This window comes from Lysinibacillus xylanilyticus (assembly GCF_001183605.1).
In the GTDB taxonomy this organism is placed as follows: domain Bacteria; phylum Bacillota; class Bacilli; order Bacillales_A; family Planococcaceae; genus Lysinibacillus; species Lysinibacillus xylanilyticus.
The window spans coordinates 106068-124526 of record NZ_LFXJ01000010.1 but is presented as its reverse complement, the minus strand read 5'-3'; the positions used below and the strand labels follow the sequence as shown (position 1 = coordinate 124526).

The 18459-nt window shown below is 37.7% G+C and carries 18 protein-coding genes and 1 pseudogene; 6 read left to right on the top strand and 13 right to left on the bottom strand.

From position 1 onward, the window contains the following. Positions 1-296 precede the first annotated feature (296 nt). Positions 297-815 carry a YwhD family protein gene (locus ACZ11_RS18240; protein WP_049667967.1) on the bottom strand — a complete coding sequence of 173 codons (519 nt, stop codon included), beginning with the start codon at positions 813-815 and terminating at the stop codon, positions 297-299. A gap of 150 nt (positions 816-965) precedes the next feature. Here ACZ11_RS18240 and ACZ11_RS18235 point away from each other — a divergent pair, with 150 nt between their 5' ends. Both ACZ11_RS18235 and ACZ11_RS18230 read left to right on the top strand, forming a co-directional pair. Beyond that, entirely contained in the window at positions 966-1151 is a 186-nt protein-coding gene (locus ACZ11_RS18235; protein ID WP_049667966.1) for a 2-hydroxymuconate tautomerase, read from the top strand. 221 nt (positions 1152-1372) lie between these two features. Continuing rightward, positions 1373-2041 carry a class A sortase gene (locus tag ACZ11_RS18230; RefSeq protein WP_049667965.1) on the top strand — a complete coding sequence of 223 codons (669 nt, stop codon included), beginning with the start codon at positions 1373-1375 and terminating at the stop codon, positions 2039-2041. Positions 2042-2090: 49 nt separating this feature from the next. Here ACZ11_RS18230 and ACZ11_RS18225 read toward each other — a convergent pair whose 3' ends face one another. The 4 genes from ACZ11_RS18225 to ACZ11_RS18215 all read right to left on the bottom strand — a co-directional run bounded on the left by ACZ11_RS18225 (position 2091) and on the right by ACZ11_RS18215 (position 9624). Continuing rightward, positions 2091-7268, bottom strand: a complete 5178-nt coding sequence (locus ACZ11_RS18225) for an LPXTG cell wall anchor domain-containing protein (protein WP_049667964.1) — start codon at positions 7266-7268, stop codon at positions 2091-2093. Between the two features lie 497 nt (positions 7269-7765). After that, positions 7766-9139: an HD domain-containing protein gene (locus tag ACZ11_RS18220; protein WP_403089592.1), complete on the bottom strand. Its 1374-nt coding sequence runs from the start codon at positions 9137-9139 to the stop codon at positions 7766-7768. A 75-nt stretch (positions 9140-9214) separates the two neighbouring features. Then, the gene (locus tag ACZ11_RS26430; protein WP_161804480.1) at positions 9215-9355 is read right to left on the bottom strand and encodes a hypothetical protein; all 141 of its coding nucleotides are present in this window, start codon (positions 9353-9355) and stop codon (positions 9215-9217) included. Between the two features lie 44 nt (positions 9356-9399). After that, the gene (locus ACZ11_RS18215; RefSeq protein ID WP_049667962.1) at positions 9400-9624 is read right to left on the bottom strand and encodes a DUF1450 domain-containing protein; all 225 of its coding nucleotides are present in this window, start codon (positions 9622-9624) and stop codon (positions 9400-9402) included. A gap of 430 nt (positions 9625-10054) precedes the next feature. Between ACZ11_RS18215 and ACZ11_RS18210 the strand changes: the two genes are divergently transcribed. Beyond that, entirely contained in the window at positions 10055-10702 is a 648-nt protein-coding gene (locus ACZ11_RS18210) for an RsfA family transcriptional regulator (RefSeq protein WP_049667961.1), read from the top strand. Between the two features lie 58 nt (positions 10703-10760). Here ACZ11_RS18210 and ACZ11_RS18205 read toward each other — a convergent pair whose 3' ends face one another. Continuing rightward, on the bottom strand, positions 10761-11594 hold the full coding sequence (locus ACZ11_RS18205) for a lipoate--protein ligase family protein (protein ID WP_049667960.1): 834 nt from the start codon (positions 11592-11594) through the stop codon (positions 10761-10763). Positions 11595-11751: 157 nt separating this feature from the next. Here ACZ11_RS18205 and hemQ point away from each other — a divergent pair, with 157 nt between their 5' ends. Beyond that, a complete protein-coding gene (gene hemQ / locus ACZ11_RS18200) occupies positions 11752-12501 on the top strand; it encodes a hydrogen peroxide-dependent heme synthase (protein ID WP_049667959.1) in 750 nt (249 codons plus the stop codon). 273 nt (positions 12502-12774) lie between these two features. On the opposite strand, the gene ACZ11_RS18195 is transcribed toward hemQ, so the two are convergent. Both ACZ11_RS18195 and ACZ11_RS26700 read right to left on the bottom strand, forming a co-directional pair. Continuing rightward, positions 12775-12957, bottom strand: coding sequence for a hypothetical protein (locus ACZ11_RS18195; RefSeq protein ID WP_049667958.1), 183 nt, complete (start codon positions 12955-12957; stop codon positions 12775-12777). A gap of 168 nt (positions 12958-13125) precedes the next feature. Next, on the bottom strand, positions 13126-13296 hold the full coding sequence (locus tag ACZ11_RS26700; protein ID WP_049667957.1) for a hypothetical protein: 171 nt from the start codon (positions 13294-13296) through the stop codon (positions 13126-13128). 569 nt (positions 13297-13865) lie between these two features. On the opposite strand from ACZ11_RS26700, the pseudogene ACZ11_RS18185 reads away from it, so the two are divergent. Next, positions 13866-14248 (top strand): annotated as a pseudogene (locus ACZ11_RS18185) (cell wall hydrolase). A gap of 21 nt (positions 14249-14269) precedes the next feature. Beyond that, a complete protein-coding gene (gerQ, locus tag ACZ11_RS18180; RefSeq protein WP_082172840.1) occupies positions 14270-14611 on the top strand; it encodes a spore coat protein GerQ in 342 nt (113 codons plus the stop codon). A gap of 292 nt (positions 14612-14903) precedes the next feature. Here gerQ and ACZ11_RS18175 read toward each other — a convergent pair whose 3' ends face one another. The 5 genes from ACZ11_RS18175 to ACZ11_RS18155 all read right to left on the bottom strand — a co-directional run bounded on the left by ACZ11_RS18175 (position 14904) and on the right by ACZ11_RS18155 (position 18400). Next, positions 14904-16079: a M20 family metallopeptidase gene (locus tag ACZ11_RS18175; protein WP_049667956.1), complete on the bottom strand. Its 1176-nt coding sequence runs from the start codon at positions 16077-16079 to the stop codon at positions 14904-14906. Between the two features lie 213 nt (positions 16080-16292). Then, positions 16293-16673: a DUF423 domain-containing protein gene (locus tag ACZ11_RS18170; protein ID WP_049667955.1), complete on the bottom strand. Its 381-nt coding sequence runs from the start codon at positions 16671-16673 to the stop codon at positions 16293-16295. Positions 16674-17108: 435 nt separating this feature from the next. Continuing rightward, positions 17109-17375 (bottom strand): YwdI family protein, encoded by a 267-nt coding sequence (locus tag ACZ11_RS18165; RefSeq protein ID WP_049667954.1) that lies wholly within the window; start codon positions 17373-17375, stop codon positions 17109-17111. Continuing rightward, positions 17372-17551: a hypothetical protein gene (locus ACZ11_RS27105; protein WP_049667953.1), complete on the bottom strand. Its 180-nt coding sequence runs from the start codon at positions 17549-17551 to the stop codon at positions 17372-17374. The genes ACZ11_RS18165 and ACZ11_RS27105 overlap by 4 nt, the downstream gene beginning before the upstream one ends. A 171-nt stretch (positions 17552-17722) precedes the next feature. Then, positions 17723-18400, bottom strand: coding sequence for a uracil-DNA glycosylase (locus ACZ11_RS18155; protein ID WP_049667952.1), 678 nt, complete (start codon positions 18398-18400; stop codon positions 17723-17725). Positions 18401-18459 lie beyond the last annotated feature (59 nt).

Genomic DNA, 18459 nt, shown 5'->3' with positions numbered 1-18459 from the left:
GGCTCTCGACAAAGTAACAGACATATATATATAAAGAAAAGCTTTCTCTTCCCCGGAGCTGTGTCCGTGGGAACAGAAAGCCTTTCTTATTTATGGTTCGCGAAGTAGATGAGCATCATGGGGCATTTGGCTTGGGTTGTTCAAATGCCGCATAGCGCTCATCACATTCGCAGAACCAAGCGTCCTAGCTTACTAAAATGTAAGCTCTGTATCAAGTTTACTTTGTTTCAAACCCACTTTCAACCTAATATCGGAAACGACTGCAAAATGTCACAGATTGTTCAATCATTGTAGGTCTATTTAATAAATAAATCTTGACGCAACTGCTCCTCACTACGTACCCACAAGTCCGGATTAAGCTCTTCTAAGAAAGAAGCTAACACCTTTTTAGATGGTGCATCCATATGCTCTACAATAATATGACGCTTCATAGATTTATCCATTTTATTCACATGATCAGCTAAAACTTTATAGCCACGGCGTTTTTCTCGATTGACTACCATTTCACACGCAGTTACACCTGCATAGTAAGGTCCATCCGCTTTATGGTCTATTGTCACCCATACCAACCAATACGGTTTTCCACCTTCTGAATCAGCACGATCTGTCGTAAATTTAATACCTCGTTCCACATCACTGCGAGCATGCATAGCACCAATTTCAACTGATGCCGTCCCCTCTTCTATATCGATAATGACTGGCGATACGTTTTCAAGCGAAAGCGAACCGATACCAAATCCCTTATGTCCGTCTGTTGGGTCATTTTTAATAATAGTAAAGCCCATTTTTTGTTTTGCTTTTTCTTCATTTGCCATACTTTAACTACCTCCGTTCTGCTATTATAAAAGTAAAGCATAGTTAAGCGCATTAGCGCCGCAATGAACACGACACTTGCATTGCGCAAAAAGAAGTATATACTTTCTTAAACTAACTATACAACATTATTCAATAAAGGAGGCAATATTATGCCATACGTAACAGTGAAAATGCTTGAAGGTCGTACAGAGGAACAAAAACGTGCACTAGTAAAAGAAGTAACAGAAGCCGTTTCTCGTACAGTTAATGCGCCACCCGAAAATGTAACAGTCTTCATCGAAGAAATGCCAAAAACCCATATCGGGGTTGCTGGTGTGCGTTTTAGCGATAAATAAAGATTAGAACGGGTAGAGCATAAAAAGCTCTACCCATTTTTAACGTATGGTAGCCTTCTAGTGCTTTGCAACGTTTAGAATGCTGTAATTGCCTTGTTATCAGCATTTTCGGTTTTAGCGGCTGAATATAGCCTTCTTCCGGCAATTTCTTCGGTTCTAGCGGCGGATCATGGCCTTCTCCCAGCAACTCGTAATTTCAATACTAGGATGTGATCTATGAAATGAATAAATTTAAACTATCACTACTCATTTGTATGCTCATCGTCGGCCTCATACTTATTTTTATTAATCCCATTCAAAATGAAATCATCGCTCATTTGAGTAAACAATTAAATACCACTGATTACAGTGTAGAAGATATTGAAAAAAACAATAATGCGGATGCCGATTTTGAATTTGAAGCAGTGCAATCACTATCCATTGCGGAAGTTTTAAAAGCTCAAACAACCGCAAATAAAATGCTTGTCATTGGTAGTATCGCAGTCCCTAGTGTTGGTATGAAACTTCCTATCGTCAAAGGGGTCGGTAATGCCTCTCTTGCCGTTGGAGCAGGCACGATGAAGCCTAATCAAAAACTTGGACAAGGAAACTACGCATTAGCAGGCCATTACTTTGAGGAAAAAGATATTTTATTTGGCCCCTTATACAAGGCGAGCATTGGAGATACGATATATTTAACGGATTTAACGAATATTTATGAGTACAAAATAACGACCAAGGAAATCATCGCTGCAACGGATGTTTACGTTATTGATGACATCCCTGCTAAAACTGTTTTAACCCTTGTGACATGCGCTGAGGAGGGTACGAAACGACTTGCCGTTCAAGCAGAATTTGTCGAGCAATATCCATTCGATCAAGCACCCGCAAAACTATCAGAAACCTTTTAGTATAGAAAAGCCCCAAGATTTAATAATCTTGGGGCTTTCTTATTGAAAATTATTTCACTTCTTCATTGCGGCGACGCAATAAGAATAATGCACCTAGAACAAGAGCTACACCAATTAGTGTAAGAGCTGTTTGGTTTGCTCCATTTGTTTGTGGTAGTTTGCCTTGCGCGTTTAACTGTGCTTCCATTTCTTTAGCATCTGCTTTGATTTTATCAATATCAAGATATTTGTCTACTTCTGCCTGTTCCTCTTTAGATAACTTGTTGTATTTATCGAGGAGATCCTTATGTGCATCTAATGTGTCTTTATCTGCTGTAGAAGGATTGTATGGCTTTAATTCTTTCCCTTGATCAATGACTTCTTCTACAGATGGTTTAGTTGTTTCAGGTTTTCCAGGGCTTGTTGGATTTTTCGTATCTGTTGTTGGGTTACCTGGATTTGGTTTATTTGGATTAACCGGTTTTTCTGGATCTGGATTTGGTTTGTTTGGATCAACCGGCTTCTCTGGCTTTGGCTTAACCGGTTTTTCCGGCTCTGGTTTTGGTTTGTTTGGATCAACCGGTTTTTCCGGTTCTGGTTTTGGCTTTTCAGGATCAACCGGTTTTTCTGGGTCAGGCTTCCCGCCGCCGCCACCTGTTGAAGGTTGCACGGTTGCAGAACATGTATCTTTTACAGTAAATGAGCCAATTAAACTACTTCCCTCATATACATTGTACGTACCTTGTTTAATAGCTTCATTTGGTAATACAACCGTTCCTGCAATACTAGTTGTGAGAACTTCATTATCGTCTGCACCTTTAACGCTATTGCCTTTAGCATCTTTTATTGTTATCTTTGCATTCGCATTAGGAGTTCCAAACTGAGTTAGAACTGTTAATGTAAATGAAGGACAAGCAGGTGCTGCTGATATTTCTGCATTACAACGTTCTGAATATTTAACAGTTATTTTACCAATGAATAGATCACCTTGATACACACTATAGTCACCTGAAGGAATTTCTTTAGGGTTTATAGTAATTTGACCTAATTCATTTGTCGTTTTGTTTGTAGCAATAATTGCTCCTGTTGTTTTATCTTTGATTGTGATATTGCTAACATTAGGGCGTGGATTACCATTTTCATCCTTCACTGTTAGTGTAAATAGGTCACATTTTGGTGCTGGTTGAACAGTTGCTTCACATTCGCTATTGGTTTGGAAAGTACCAATTTTTTCACTATTTACTTCAACTGTGTAAGTATCTGGTTCTAAATTAGTTAATTTAATAACGCCTGTCGTAGTTGTTGTGTTAATAATTTCTTTTCCGTTAACATCTTTAACAACGATTGTTGTAGTGCTATCAGTAATTTTATTACCATCCACATCTTTTACAGTTAATTCAAACTCTTCGCATTTTGGTAATTGTTTAACGATAAATTCATGCCCACAGTCTTTTGTATACGTTAAATTTACTGTTCCTAAGAATTGTTTACCTTCGTACACCATATACTCACCTGGCTTCACGCCATTAGTAGGATTATTTTTGTTTGATTCAAAAATAAACTTACCTGACGCATCAGGTGATGCCTTTACTTCTGTAGTGCCAGATTTCAGTGTTAAATCTTTAATATTTGTACGGATACCTTCTGTATCTTCAACCACGATTGTGAAGTTATCACACTTAGGTGCTGGTTGAATTGTGTCTTTACATACAACACCGTATTTCACGGTAACTTTGCCTAGATTACCTTCAACTGAATGAATTACTGTGTATTCACCGGCTGTGAAATTTTTAGGTAATTTAACTTTCCCATTCGTTACTTTGTATGGTGCTGTTTCTACACCGTTTTTATCTATTAAAGTAACTGTGCCTGTTGTAATGGACTCACCATCAATATCATTGATAGTAATTTCAAATTGTGTACAAGCTCTACCTATTACTGTTGTTGTATTTACAAGTTGCGTTACTAAATCTGGTTTACTATCTAGTGTAGTATCTCCATTTAACTTGAATGGATAATCTTTCATTTTATCATAGCCAGTTGGTGCTGCCACTTCACGAATGAGATAATCGTTGTACGGTACATTATCAAATGTAAATTCACCATTTGCATCTGTCGTAGCCGTTTTAATGATATATTCATTCGGTGTTGCTGTCCTTTTAATAAGTTGGAATGTAACACCAGCTAGATTTTCTTTGATTTGACCTGTAGCTGTATCGATACCAACTTTTTTAAATTTTGCGCTACCTCGTGTTGAAGTAAAGCTAGATTCAGAGCTACTAAAGCTAAATTTACCATTAAACTCGTCTTCAGTTTGTTGGTTAGCCATTGTTTGACCAGTATAATTCAATGTTGCTGTGTTTACCAAAGAATCATTAATCTTACCAAAGCCTACTGTTTCGTACTTTACTCGATAGCCCTTTTTGATTAGGTCAGGGAATACGATGCTAAAGCCACCTACTTTATCAAACGTTACAGACAATCCTAATTGCGCAGGTGTTTGCCAATCTCCATTCTTAATACCTGTTGGTGTTACCGTATATGGTGCTATTTTAATGCTATCCTCTAATAACATTAAGTTGTTACCTGGTAAGTCTGTTAATGTTACATCTTTACCTAAATCAGAATGAGATTTATTTACATCTAACGTCCAAGTAATTAATTCTTTAGCCGCATTTTGAGTTGGTGTATTTTTCGTAATTAAATTATTCGCTACATTTTCATCAATTGTTACTGGAGTTGAATCAAGTGTAAACTCTTTAGTACCTTTTGTTTTAAATGTGGCACCATTCGTATAAACATTTCCTTTTTCACTTGCATTACCTGAACCGACACCAAGAATTTTATCATCATCCATTGTTTTATAACGAACAACGTATGCTTGATTGTTTATTTCTTCTGGTAAAGAATCGATGAATGTTAAGGTAAAGCCTTTATCAGATTCGTCACTAACAACATAATAATCTGAAGAAATTGGTGTTGTTCCAATTGTCCCACCTGTATCACTACCGCCTAAATTAGTTAAAGGTAGTACTTCAATCGTTTCTGGTACATACTTATGTCCATCTCCAACTGTATCAACTAGTACGGCCCCATTAATATTTTTTTTATTAATATTAACTTTTACATCCCATGTTAATTCCTGTGTTACGTAATCGAACTTACCTGATTTACTACCGTTGTTAACTGTAGTTGTATCTGGAACATACTTATCTGTAACAGTTTTATCGTATGTTTTACCTCCACTTATCCAGTGTGTAGCAGCTGTATTACCATAACCTTGATTTTGTACTACACCGTTATCATCAATTGCAAAGCTTGTTTGATAAATTATAGTTGCTGTTTGTCCTGGATCAACGTTAATATCTTTGATTGTAAAGCCTTTTTTCTTATCTCCATCAATAAGGGTATAAGTTGCATTTTTGCCGTTAAGTTTTACAGAGTTGGCTATTAACTCATGTGCACCATCTGCTGAATCTGCTGTAAACGTATCAGTTAATGTTAGGTTGTTAATCGGTTTATTTGGATTGTCAGATTTAATATTAATCGTCCATGTAATGACTTTGTTATCAAAATCAACTTTATGTGATTTATTTAGTAAGTTCTCAACTAGTTGATACGTCTCATTCTCAGTTTTACCTGAATCGCTTGTCACACTGTTATTAAATGGACCTGTTACTGTTTCATAGAAATCTTGTTTATTGTAATTCGCATCATAAACAATTGTATATGCATCTGAAATAGCACTATCAAATGTTAGTGTGAAGGTTTTAACATTTCCAGTATTAGGGCTAATCTCAAAGCCTTTTGTAATCTCTTCACCTTGCGACACTTGATTAACTACATTTCCAGTTGCGTCATTCATTTTATATACTTTAATACTTGAAGCATCAATCTCGTGAGGACCCGTAATTGTATCAGTTAACTTAGCTTGACTGATATTTAACAAGTTATGATTGTAATCAATACGCCACTTCGTTTGATAGTTTGTATTGCTTACTAGTTTTTTATCTAACGCTTTACCATACGTAATTGTATGAGTAGCTTTAGAAGTTTCATTTGATTGACCATCGTTAATAAATTCAACTTGGTTATTGAAGTTAACTGCACCATCACGCTTATTATCATCTAACGATACTGCCGTTTTATATGTAATTTTATATGCGTATTTGCCAGTTAGCGTACTATTGATATCTCCCCAGTTACCATCTGTAAGAACATGATCTCCATCACCATTTTTATTTTTTACACCACTTAAACCAACTTCATATTGATAGACATTAACAGAATTATCCACAATTTCATGTGATGGTGATCCTGCTGACGAAGTTGCTATATCCTTTAAAGTTGGATTACTTAACGTTTTACCAGCTTCGTTAACCCAAACTTGCCATTCCATTTCGTGGTTACCACTTGCTGTTGGTGTAGGAGTACCTACTGCTGACTTACTTACTTCTTTTTTGCTAGTTGAAGGTAAGAAAGTAAATTCAGCTTTAATTGTTTCACTACCACCTGTTATTGATGGTATTTCAAGCTCCTGTTCTCGCTCATCAGAAAGATTATTAAATCCTGAATTGAAGGAAATTATCAACTCTGCTGGTTGAGAGCTTCCTGATCCTGGTTCCATACCATTTAACTCTACACGTACTTTATTACCTGTAGTTGTATAAGTATATGTGATACCGTTTTCTGATTTACTACCTTTAAATGCTTCATCAAAGTCAATTAATGATTTTGGTAATTGGAATTCAAACCAACTACCGTCGCCCCACGCTTCTTCTTGATCATTTTGCAAAGGAACAGAAAATTTAACAGTGAAGTTAGCTAGTGTATCTTGGGGTAACTCTGTATCAAAACTACCATCCCTAACTGTTTCTCCACCAATTTTCATCTCAAATGATGTTAATTTAGCTGGAATTTGTTGAGCAGTTAATGGTTCCGGTACTATTTCCGCAGGGTTATTTGTTGTTTCTTCAGCTTCATTATCCCCTTCTTCAGCTTCTCCTATATCCTCTTTTATATCACTCTCAGAAGTTTGACTTGTGCTTTCCTCTTCAGTTATAACACTATCATTATCACTAATTTCTTCTCCATCAATGTCAATTTCTTTTTCATTATCCGCTTGTTGCTTTAACTCTGACGGTATTGAAGAAACGTCATCAGCAAACACTGAAATCGGTGATAGTACTGTTTGGAATACGAGTAGCATTAAGATTATTGCTATGTTTAATCTTTTTAACTTTTTCATATTTCTCTCCTTTTCTAAGTTCAGAGAGATACCTGTTGATGTTTGCTGACGACGTTGCACCCTTTTGCATGTTGTAAAGGTATGCCACAAACATAGGTTGGTCCCTCTTTCCTTCTATTCATTTGTCGTCTAAATGAATATATTCAAATAAGTAATCACGAATAGGTATTCATAAGGACTTATATGTGCGCTATGTACAATCCGAATATATCCATAGTTCTTTTATGACAGCTTTAATAACAGGTCTCACTCACATTAGGGTTTTCGACTCATTATATGAAATAATACTAAACATTTTCTAAACAATCACGGACTTTCTATTCATAAGTTTCTGAAACATTTTATATATTTTCCACTTTTTTCATCTTTATACAACGACAAAAAACAGCGAAAATAACTCAATTAGAGTACTTTCACTGTTTTTCACAATAGTATGTTAGAATGCTATTCATTTTATTTATTTTATATACACACTTTTATACATAAAAAAAATTTTTTTAATTTTTCCCCTGTCCTTGAAGCAAGGTTAATATTTGCTTCTTAATAACAGGATGGGTACTGTCGTCTTCTAAGAAATCTAGTGGGAAATAAACTTTATGATCTCGCTTCATGCGGCCAGAAATAGAATCAACAATAATAGATTCACGCGATAGCTCTCGTAGTTCTCCATTTTTCATTTCTAAGAAAATAGGAACACGCACTTCTTCCTCTCCAGGTCGGTAAAAGTCATAAGGTAAATCTGCCGTCGTATCATGGACAAGGTAATATTCTGGATTTAAATCAGCTTGCCTGAAGAGTTCTTGGAGTTTTTGGTATTTATCTAGCTCTACACCTGGGTCTAAATCGATGTATTGAAATAGCTTTCGATTAACAAAACGGCGGCTTAAGTCACTTAATATAGCATCTTCCTCTTGCATCCAAAGCTGAAAATAGGTAAAAAGAATACTTTCATCTAATGCAAGATAATCCTCAAGCGTAATTGAGTTGCGGAAAAATGCTAAAAAGTGTGTAGGCTCGTGCTTAAATTTGTAACCAGTCAAGCTTAATTGTTTAGCACGTTTTAAAATATTATTTAAAACAACTTCTGCGCTGCGAGATACTGGGTGGAAATAAATTTGTAAGTACATTTGATAGCGGCTCATTATATAATCCTCAACCGCATGCATGCCCGTCGCCTTAATAACGACCTGATTTTTTCGAGGACGCATCACTCTTAAAATACGTTCCATATCAAAATGACCATAGCTTACGCCAGTGAAATAAGCATCACGCTGTAAGTAATCCATACGATCAGCGTCTATTTGACTCGATATTAAACTGACGACTTGCTTATTCGGATATGTTTTTTCAATTACCTGTGATACTTTCTCCGGAAAATCAGCCGATACTTTTCTTAATACTGCATTTACTTCTGTGTCGCCGAGCAAAATTTGTCTTGTATAAAATTCATGATCAAGCTCAAAGACATTTTCAAAAGCGTGTGAAAATGGCCCATGCCCTAAATCGTGTAATAGGGCTGCACAAAGCACAAGCAGTCGTTCATCCTCATCCCATTCAGGACGACCTGCAAATATGTCATCTACTATGCGGCGTACAATTTCGTAAACGCCAAGCGAGTGACTAAAGCGGCTATGCTCCGCTCCATGGAATACTAAAAACGTTGTACCGAGCTGGCGAATTCGACGTAATCGCTGAAACTCTTTCGTGCCAACTAGATCCCAAATCACTTGATCCCGTACATGCACATAGCGATGCACTGGATCCTTGAATACTTTTTCCTCTTGTAATTTAGCTTTTGCATAATGTGTCAATTGTACAGCACCCCCGTTTCTTATTTGTTCTATTATATGCGATAAATATAGGACTAGCATACATATTTCCTTTTAATTATAGAGACTATCAACCTAACTCGCTGTATTCTCGTCTTAATTTAGGATTCTATTGACCTAATTCCCATGCGACGGATAGTTTTCCGTCACTTCGATGGTTCTATCCGTCGCTCTGACTCTTCTATCCATCGCTTCAACGATTCTATCCTTCGCTCTAATTCTTCTATCAGTAAATATTAATAATGCAAAAAAAAACAAAAACTATCTCCAACTAGACTAGTGAAGATAGCGTTTTGTTTTACTTATTTTTTTAACTTTGCTAAAACCTTTTCCATTAGTTCTTCTTCCGTTAATGCAGCAACAGGACGGCTATTTACAAAGGTAAATGTTTTTTTACGTCCTGGGCCACAATAGGAATGACAGCCAATTTCGATGGTTGCATCAGGATCGATTTCCTTTAATTTTGGAATTAACGTTTTTAAGTTAACGGCCTGACATTCATCGCAAACTTTGAATTCGTTTGCCATTTTGTCAACAACCCTTTCTATATAGTATTTTTGTAACTTCTTTCAGCTGAAAGTCTCCCACCTCTATAGGTGGTGAAATGAATGCGTTTTTTAATCTCTTTTCAGAGCGGGTATCCAATCATCCGCTGAAAGAAGTTAAAGCCTCCGGCGGATGTCACGGAATCAGAATGGAGTTCTTTGTGCAAGCACAAAGCCGATTCCGGACGCAATTATGCCGAGGCAAAATTGATTCAAAAAGTCGTTTCTATGGAACGTATGACTTTCACATATTTAAGTATGTAGCATACGTACAAACCTACATCGGGTATTGTATCGCATTTTTCCCCTTGTATTCAAGCATAATTCCTTTCACATAGATGAATAAAAGGTTAAAAGATTGGTCATGCTAGTTGTAAATAAAAGTTCCAAATAAAGGTGGGAGGATTTAAATATGAGTAAAATAAGACAAGATGCTTGGTTAGAAGAAAACGATGAATTATTAGCAGAGGCGGTAATTCGCCATGTGACGGAAGGTAGTACACAATTAAATGCCTTTGAAGAAGCTGGTGATGCTTTAAATCGTACTGCTGCTGCATGTGGTTTTCGTTGGAATGCTGTTGTTCGTAAAGAATTCGAGGAACAATTATCAGAAGCAAAAAAAGAACGAAAAGAAAGAATGCGAGTATTAGGAGCTCCAGCAAGACGCCGTGCTTCTAGTATGTTTACAGTTAATAGTAGTGCTGCAGAGGGCAAATCAATTCCTTTATCTGCATTAAATCTTGATATTGTTATAGCCTATTTACTACGTTTACAACACTCTGGTGAAATAGGTAATGAGTCTGCAAAATGGAGACAACTAGTACACGTAACATCTGAGAAAAATAAAAAACTAGAGAAAACAATTACACAGCTAGAAGAGGAAAATAGAGCTATTCGAAAAGATTACGAGCAATTTGTTCAAATTATGAACCGTGCTAGACGACTAGTAACACTAGATGAAGAGGAAGAACGAATTGCACCTGTTTTCAAAATGGAGAAAAACGGAAATCTTGTTGTAAGTAGCCCTTATACACAAGAAAATGGCGATGCGCTTAATTAGCAGCATCGCTTTTTTCTTTGAAACAATCTATCTCGCGTTCACTGATTAAAGTTTAACTTCACTTTTGTTCAAGCATTTTCTTATTACGTTCTAAAACACGTTGTAAATAAAACGCATATAGTGTTAATTCTTCATCATGAAAAGATTCAACTCGAATTTCTTCCGCCATATTGTGAAGAAGCTGCTGTAAACGGATCCCAACGGCTTCCACTGTTAATGATGCATCAATTAGTTCGGATAATGAGGCCATCACATCAGGGACAATGTTAGGATACGTAAATTTTGTTTCCTCTCCTCTTAGACTTTCATTATAAAAGTCACGAATGAGTGCAGCTCGATCTGAACCGCTTCCTTCTATACATAAATATATTTGCACGGCTGCCCCTTGACGTAAACGTCTTTGAGAAATACCGGCAAATTTCTTTCCTTCAATACTTAAATCATAGGAACCTGGGCAATAGGATCCTACAATTTCATAGGCTTCAATTTTATCCGCTACTTCAGGGAACAATCCTTTTACTAGAGCTACCATTACATCATAGCCATCATTAATGCTTAGCGCTTCCGTTTGTTCAGATAAAACAATTGAAATATTTAATACACCTTCATCAAGCACAACTGCTAATCCGCCTGAATTTCGTACAATAGGATGATAGCCACGTTCTTTGAGTAAGTCCATGCCCTGCTGCACATATGGTAAACGGTGATCCTGAATACCAAGCACAACAGATGCATCATGTACCCATGTACGAATAGTTGGTGGAGAAGCTAATTGCCCAACTAGCTGACATAAAGTATCGTCGGTTGCGAAGGATTCAAGTGGCGATCTTTGCTTCGCGCTAATGGATTGATCGTAAAAACGCCAAATTGGCTGTTGTAAAATACTTTTCATGATTGGAGCTCCTCTATTTACATCTATTCTCTTTAGAATACATTATCTATGGAAGGTGTCAAATTCGTGAAATGCTATCATGAACTTAGGGATTTTGTACAAACTATGATAAACTGAAATTTGAATGGTATTCACTTATAAAGGAGTGTTTTTAATAATGAATGAAGCAGCAATTACTTTAGATGGTTGGTACGCTTTACATGATTTCCGCTCAATCGACTGGGCTTCATGGAAACTAGTTTCTGCTGAGGAACGCCAAGCAGCAGTAGAAGAATTCATTGCGTATTTAGAAAAATTAAACGAGGCTGATATCGCTAAAACAGGTGCCCATGCATTTTACGCAATTGTTGGTCAAAAAGCTGACTTTATGATTATGACATTACGCGAAACAATGGAAGAGCTACAAGAGCTTGAAGCTGAATTCAATAAATTGGCGATTGCTGATTTTACAATTCCTACATATTCATATGTATCTGTTGTTGAGCTTTCTAACTATTTAGCAGGTGATTCAGACGAAGATCCTTACCAAAACCCACATGTGCGAGCTCGTCTATATCCTGAACTTCCACGTGCTAAGCATGTATGCTTCTATCCAATGGATAAGCGTCGTCAAGGCAATGACAACTGGTATATGCTTTCAATGGATGAACGCAAATCTCTAATGCGTTCTCACGGTATGATTGGTCGTGGCTATGCTGGTAAAGTTAAACAAATCATTACTGGTTCTGTTGGCTTCGACGATCACGAATGGGGCGTAACACTATTCGCAGATGACGTATTACAATTCAAAAAATTAGTATATGAAATGCGTTTTGATGAAGTTTCAGCTCGCTACGGTGAGTTCGGTGCATTCTTCGTTGGTAACCTTCTTGATAACGAAAAACTAGTGAAATTCTTAACTGTCTAAAACGCTTTTAAATATCAATTTCGCCTTGGCGTAATTACGTCCGGAGGCTTTTGGCCAACAAATGTTTTTTGCGCGAAAGTGAAGCGTCAGCGGCACGAGGTTGACCACTCAGGTGTTTTTACAGGATGTGAAGTTTTTAGCCTGAGTTCCTCTATTTCAGTAGATGTTTGGAAAAGGAACCACATCGGCTTTCATCTCACTGACTTCATGAGGTGGGAGTCTTCTGCTGAATGAAGATAAAAATGCGAGTCCATTGTAGCGGACTCGCATTTTTTAATATTCATTTTCTTCGCTGTTCTCTGATTCCAATATTAAAATAATTGTATGAATAAAAAAACCAGTTAGAATCATAAGGAAAACTAAATACCAATTATATGGTTGATGATAGTATTCTGCTATACCAATTGCTATGAATGCACTTATGATAATTGCTACAAATGTACCAAAAGTCTGCATTGTAACACTCCTTCATGAAAGCAAAAAATAAATTTCCACTTTAGTATGTCACAGTTTATTTTTAATATACTTGCAAAACATTAGATATTATCTACTTATTCAAAAAAATTTAACAAAAAAATAAGAAAGTGTCATCCACTACGATGACACTTTCTTATTTTTCTCACCTTAAGACCTTTCATCCTTAACCTTCAAAATTAATATTATCGTATTAATGAAAAATCCTACTACGATTATTAATATAAATAGATACCAATGGAGTGGCTGTCCGTAAAAACTCCCTACTAAAAATGCCAGCACTGCACTTATCAAAATACCTACCCAAACACCAATCTCCATACCTTGTCACCTCACATGTATTCACTACACATGCAATTTCTTTCCCATGTTCCCCATTATATTTTCTATTCTCTCTTTATCCATTTTTATAAAATTTAGGCTGATCACCATAACGTGGGGTTGATTTCCGTTCCGGCCAGGAGGTTTCCTCAGGGCGTAGGGGTAAAAAATGTTTTCTCTGAGAGCGTAGCAGCAGCTGCGCTCTAGGGTCTCGGGTCTCGGGCCAACAGATGTTTTTTGCGCGAAAGCGAAGCGGCAGCAACACCGAAGTTGGTCACGAAGGCGTGATCACAGGACGTGATGGTTTTAGCCTTCGTTCCTCTATTGCTGATTCACAAGGAGTCACCCAACCCCACTCCATTTACATGACATATGTTTGGTGTTGAAATTTTTTTTAAAAGCCGTCCCTCTTTTTCAGACTACTCGTTATTACTAATATATGCTTAGCATTTTTTAATTGTGAATTTCTTTCATTAAAATTGAACATGTCTACAATACCATCATGCATATACTGTCTGCGAGGAGGAGTGAAAATCGCCGTTATAAAGACGAATGATGCACAAACAGCCATGCTTGCAAGGCTTATGCGCTCTGAGGCAGAAGGTGAAGGAAATTTAGGTTGCTAATGGTCGGCAATGTTGGCGTCAATCGTGTACGAGCCGATTGTTTAGATTTTACGGATGTTCGTACAATTGAACAAATGCTTTTTCAGCGTCCTGGGGCCTTTGAAGCGACACAAAAAAGCTATTTTTATCAGCGAGCACGTGATCAAGGCCTTCGATTAGCGAAGAGAGCTATTCAAGGCGAAAGATTCCATTCGGCGACTCGTTCGCTTTGGTTTTTCAGACCTGAAGGAGATTGTCCAGCACAATGGTATAGTCAGTGGAACACGGGAAGATTCAAAGCACATTGCTTCTTCTCGCCAACCGAAGAAGATTGTCCTCAAATCTAAAAGAAAGAAGGTTGATAACTTATGATGCCTTATTATTGGACACCGACAACGCAACAACAAATGCCTCCACAGGTAATGCCTCCACAGACGACTGGAGCACGACCACCTGGACGGGAGCAATCGTATATTGAAAATATTTTTCGTTTGAATCGCGGAAAGCCTGGTACTTTCCATTTTTCCTTCGAGCATGCGGTTGAGCCAGGAAAAAACACGAAAATAGTGCGAGGCGTTGTAGAAGCTGCTGGTCGAGACCATGTTATTTTACGTGAACTCAAATCGAATCATCGTTTCCTATTCCCAATGATTTACTTTGATTTTGCTGAATATGATGAAGAAATGGCTTATTTTAACCAAAATCCATAATTGAAGTGAACTTTTCAAAAGTCTTCTAATTCATATTTTCTTATATGGTAAAACTCCACTCCTCTAAATGTGAGAGTAAGAAAAGAGCAAAATCAATGAGCAACGTTGCATTGCATGTTTCGCTAGACTCCAAATTGGGTTTCGTATCCTTGTTTGCGTCGTAAACGTTTTTCGAATGAAAAAGAGGAATCTACTTGGATATTTGCCATTAAATCGAAAAAATTGGCATGTTAGGATACCTCCTAGCATGCCAATTTTTATGTAAAGCTCAAGCCTTGGGGAGAGCTTGTTATTAATTTTCTTGTAAAAACTGCAATGTTGCTTTTCCTAATGTTTTGGCAGCAATCAACATTGCACGTTCATCAAAGTCAAAGCGTGCATGATGGTGAGGATATGCCACTTCCCACTCTGGCTTTTTAGCACCTGTGAAGAAAAATGTACCTGGTACATTCTCTAAATAATACGCAAAGTCCTCTCCAATCATAAATGGTGGGCACGTTATAATATTTTCTACTCCTGGTACATCTGCTGCAAGTTGTGCAATAAATTCCGTTTCTTTCACATGGTTGTAAACAGGTGGGTAGCCTCTTGTATAACGATAATCATAGCTTGCACCAAAAGCCAAACAAGTGGCATTCAAAACGGCCTCAAGTTCTTGCTCCAATTGTTTTCGTACCTGCTCTTCAAAAGTACGGACTGTTCCAGCTAATACTACCCGTTCGGCAATAACATTGAAAGGATTAATCGCCTCCAAATGACCAATTGTTAAGACGGCTGATTTTAATGGATCAATACGACGAGATATAATCTGCTGTGCATTGACTACAAACTGTGAAGCAAGAGTAACTGCATCAATAGAATGATGAGGTTCCGCACCGTGACCACCTTTGCCATGAATCGTAATTTCCACTTTATCCGCAGCAGCCATAATTGCTCCATCTCTCACCAATATATCCCCTAACGGTGTTGGTGCCCATAAATGTGTACCGAAAATAACATCTACCCCATCTAGACAGCCATCTTCAATCATAGGCTTTGCCCCACCTGGTGCCATTTCTTCTGCATGCTGATGGATAAATACTACATTGCCTGCAATGTCATCCTTTATTGCATTAAGTGCTTTAGCAAGCCCTAGTAATGTTGCAGTATGACCATCATGTCCACATGCATGCATTTTACCATCTACTTTTGACTTATAAGGGACTTCATTTTCCTCCTGAATTGCCAGTGCATCAAAATCAGCACGCAACGCCACTGTTTTACCTGGCTTCCCTCCCCGTAAAGTAGCAACAACACCACGTTCACCTACATGCTCACGAACCTCATGTCCGAGCGCACGATGAAAAGCAGCTAGATACGCTGGAGTTTCCACTTCCTCAAAGGATACTTCCGGATATTCATGTAGATGACGACGAATCGCTACCATTTCATCATAATTATTATCTAGCAAAGTAAAAAGCTTCTCCATATCACAAAACCTCACTTCCGATTTGTCGAACTTATTTGATAATAACAGTGTACTATAAATCCTTACAAAAACAATAGGAATTAAAACTATCCTTTCTATAGTAATTATATTGTTCATTACGAAGAAAAATTCTCTTGATCCATTACTAGTAGTTTCTAAAAACAAAAACTCCCTCACACATAGTGCAAAGGAGTAACTTTGTATATTCAACTTTTATCGAGCATGTTTAAGGGCAGAAACTATAATTAGAACCCAGCCAGCTAAAAATAGAACACCACCAATTGGTGTGATGGCACCTAGAACTTTCACGCCGCTGATTGCCAGTACATATAAGCTTCCAGAAAAGAAGACAATACCTAGGTTAAAAAAGATTCCAGCTAAATTTAACTGCTTTACTTCACCTAGTAGTTTCGAGCTCATCAATATGCCAATCACAAGTAAAGCAGTGGCATGAAACATTTGGTACTGAACGGCTGTTTCCCAAATTCCGCGACTATAATCGTCTAGAACCTCTTTTAAAGCATGTGCACCGAATGCACCCAATGCCACTGCTAAAAAGCCGTGGAGTGCACCTGTTACGATAAATTTTTTCATGTCATTTTCCCTACCTTTTATCAATTTCGCCTTGGCGTATTGTAGCTGTCGCTTCGCTTTCACTACAAGAAATATTTTCCATCATCACTACACTTTCGCGCAGCAATGGTCCGTATTTTGAATTGTGCTTAGGCCTGCACGATGCAGGTCAGTTAGCCGTTTTCGCAGGATGCGAAGATTTTAGGCTAACTTCCTTGTATTTATTCATGTCAAAATCAGTGACATCCCCGGAAGCTTTGGGCCAACAGATGTCTTTTGCGCGAAAGCGAAGCGTCAGCGGCATGATGTTGGTCACTCAGTCGTTGCCACAGGACGTGGCGTTCTTAGACTGGGTTCTTCTATTTCAGTAGGCGTTGGGACACCTACTGAAAAGGAACCACATCCGCATTCATCTTGCCACCTTCAGAGGTGGGAGTCTTCGCTAAATGAAGATAATTAAAAGTCAAAAATTGAATCACCATTTGCTCCGTCTTCTTCTTCAATTTTTGCTGTATATAAGCTTGTTTGCTTCGGCTCTGACACTAGCATTTGTGGCACATGTTTTAACGGGGCTTTAGAGATGCCGTCAGATGAGTCTAATACCACATCACATAATGCACGGATTGCTGTTAAGGCTTCACGAATTTGTTGTTCGTCGCCAGTATTTTTGACACCAAGTAATTGTTTTTCAAGTTGTTGAATAACGGCTTGATAAGGAATCATTGCATTCTCCCACTTTCTGCTTTTGGCACAAATTTTAGACAGTCTGTGCCAGAGGATTGTTTAACAACAACAGATGGTATTTGCTTCGTTTTAAAGCCATATGCTACACAGGCCCGTGGAGTTTGCGGGTCCCACGTTACTTTAAAATATTGACACTTGAAACAATTTACATTCATCGTTGTCCCTCACTTTCTTCTATTATTAACTGTAACATGAAACGATGAATGCATGTGTATCAATTTCGCCTTGGTGTAATTGTAGCTGTCGCTACAGAAAAACAATGTTGCTGTCGCTTTGCTTTTGCTACAAGAACATTTGCTGAATGAAGATAAACGATTTGTGCCAACCTATGCTAGACTCCAATCAATTGGTTGCTCTCCCCATTCCACTAACTGTGTATTGATCTTCGAATATGGTTTACTGCCGAAAAAACCTCTATAAGCACTAAGTGGACTTGGATGTGGCGCTTCTAAAATTAAATGCGGTGTTGAGTATTTGCGAATTAATAGCTTTTTTCGTTGCGCTGGTTTACCCCAAAGTACAAAAATAATGGGTTTATCTCTAGATGCTAATTTATCGATTACAGCATCCGTAAATTGCTCCCATCCTTGTTCTTTATGAGAATTCGCCTGACCTGCTCGAACAGATAATACAGTATTTAATAACATTACTCCCTGCTGTGCCCATTTTGTTAATGTTCCGTTTTGAGGGATTGGACAGCCAAGATCATCCTGTAATTCCTTTAGCATATTTCGGAGGCTTGGTGGATGTGGGATTCCCGGCATGACCGAAAAGCTTAATCCATGTGCTTGGTTTGGTCCATGATACGGATCTTGACCTAAAATTACGACCTTTACATCATGATAAGCCGTCGTATAAAATGCATTCATTATGTCATTTATTGGAGGATAAATTGTTTCTGTTGAATATTCATCTGCTACAAATTGACGCAGCTTTGTGTAATATGTCTTTTCTATTTCTTCTGTAAGTATTGCTCGCCAATCATTCGGGAAATCTTCTTTCATCGTAATATAAGCCCCTTTCTCTTCTTACAACGGTACAAAAAAATAATGTTGAATTCAAG

Coding starts and splice junctions, on each gene's coding strand:
- ACZ11_RS18225 (WP_049667964.1), bottom strand. CDS start 7,268: ATGAAAAAGTTAAAAAGATTAAACATAGCAATAATCTTAATGCTACTC.
- ACZ11_RS27105 (WP_049667953.1), bottom strand. CDS start 17,551: ATGAATGTAAATTGTTTCAAGTGTCAATATTTTAAAGTAACGTGGGAC.
- ACZ11_RS18165 (WP_049667954.1), bottom strand. CDS start 17,375: ATGATTCCTTATCAAGCCGTTATTCAACAACTTGAAAAACAATTACTT.
- ACZ11_RS18170 (WP_049667955.1), bottom strand. CDS start 16,673: ATGAAAAAATTTATCGTAACAGGTGCACTCCACGGCTTTTTAGCAGTG.
- ACZ11_RS18155 (WP_049667952.1), bottom strand. CDS start 18,400: ATGAAAGAAGATTTCCCGAATGATTGGCGAGCAATACTTACAGAAGAA.
- ACZ11_RS18175 (WP_049667956.1), bottom strand. CDS start 16,079: ATGGAGAAGCTTTTTACTTTGCTAGATAATAATTATGATGAAATGGTA.
- ACZ11_RS18235 (WP_049667966.1), top strand. CDS start 966: ATGCCATACGTAACAGTGAAAATGCTTGAAGGTCGTACAGAGGAACAA.
- ACZ11_RS18195 (WP_049667958.1), bottom strand. CDS start 12,957: ATGCAGACTTTTGGTACATTTGTAGCAATTATCATAAGTGCATTCATA.
- ACZ11_RS26700 (WP_049667957.1), bottom strand. CDS start 13,296: ATGGAGATTGGTGTTTGGGTAGGTATTTTGATAAGTGCAGTGCTGGCA.
- ACZ11_RS18205 (WP_049667960.1), bottom strand. CDS start 11,594: ATGAAAAGTATTTTACAACAGCCAATTTGGCGTTTTTACGATCAATCC.
- ACZ11_RS18215 (WP_049667962.1), bottom strand. CDS start 9,624: ATGGCAAACGAATTCAAAGTTTGCGATGAATGTCAGGCCGTTAACTTA.
- hemQ (WP_049667959.1), top strand. CDS start 11,752: ATGAATGAAGCAGCAATTACTTTAGATGGTTGGTACGCTTTACATGAT.
- ACZ11_RS18210 (WP_049667961.1), top strand. CDS start 10,055: ATGAGTAAAATAAGACAAGATGCTTGGTTAGAAGAAAACGATGAATTA.
- ACZ11_RS18240 (WP_049667967.1), bottom strand. CDS start 815: ATGGCAAATGAAGAAAAAGCAAAACAAAAAATGGGCTTTACTATTATT.
- gerQ (WP_082172840.1), top strand. CDS start 14,270: ATGATGCCTTATTATTGGACACCGACAACGCAACAACAAATGCCTCCA.
- ACZ11_RS18220 (WP_403089592.1), bottom strand. CDS start 9,139: ATGCTAGTCCTATATTTATCGCATATAATAGAACAAATAAGAAACGGG.
- ACZ11_RS18230 (WP_049667965.1), top strand. CDS start 1,373: ATGAATAAATTTAAACTATCACTACTCATTTGTATGCTCATCGTCGGC.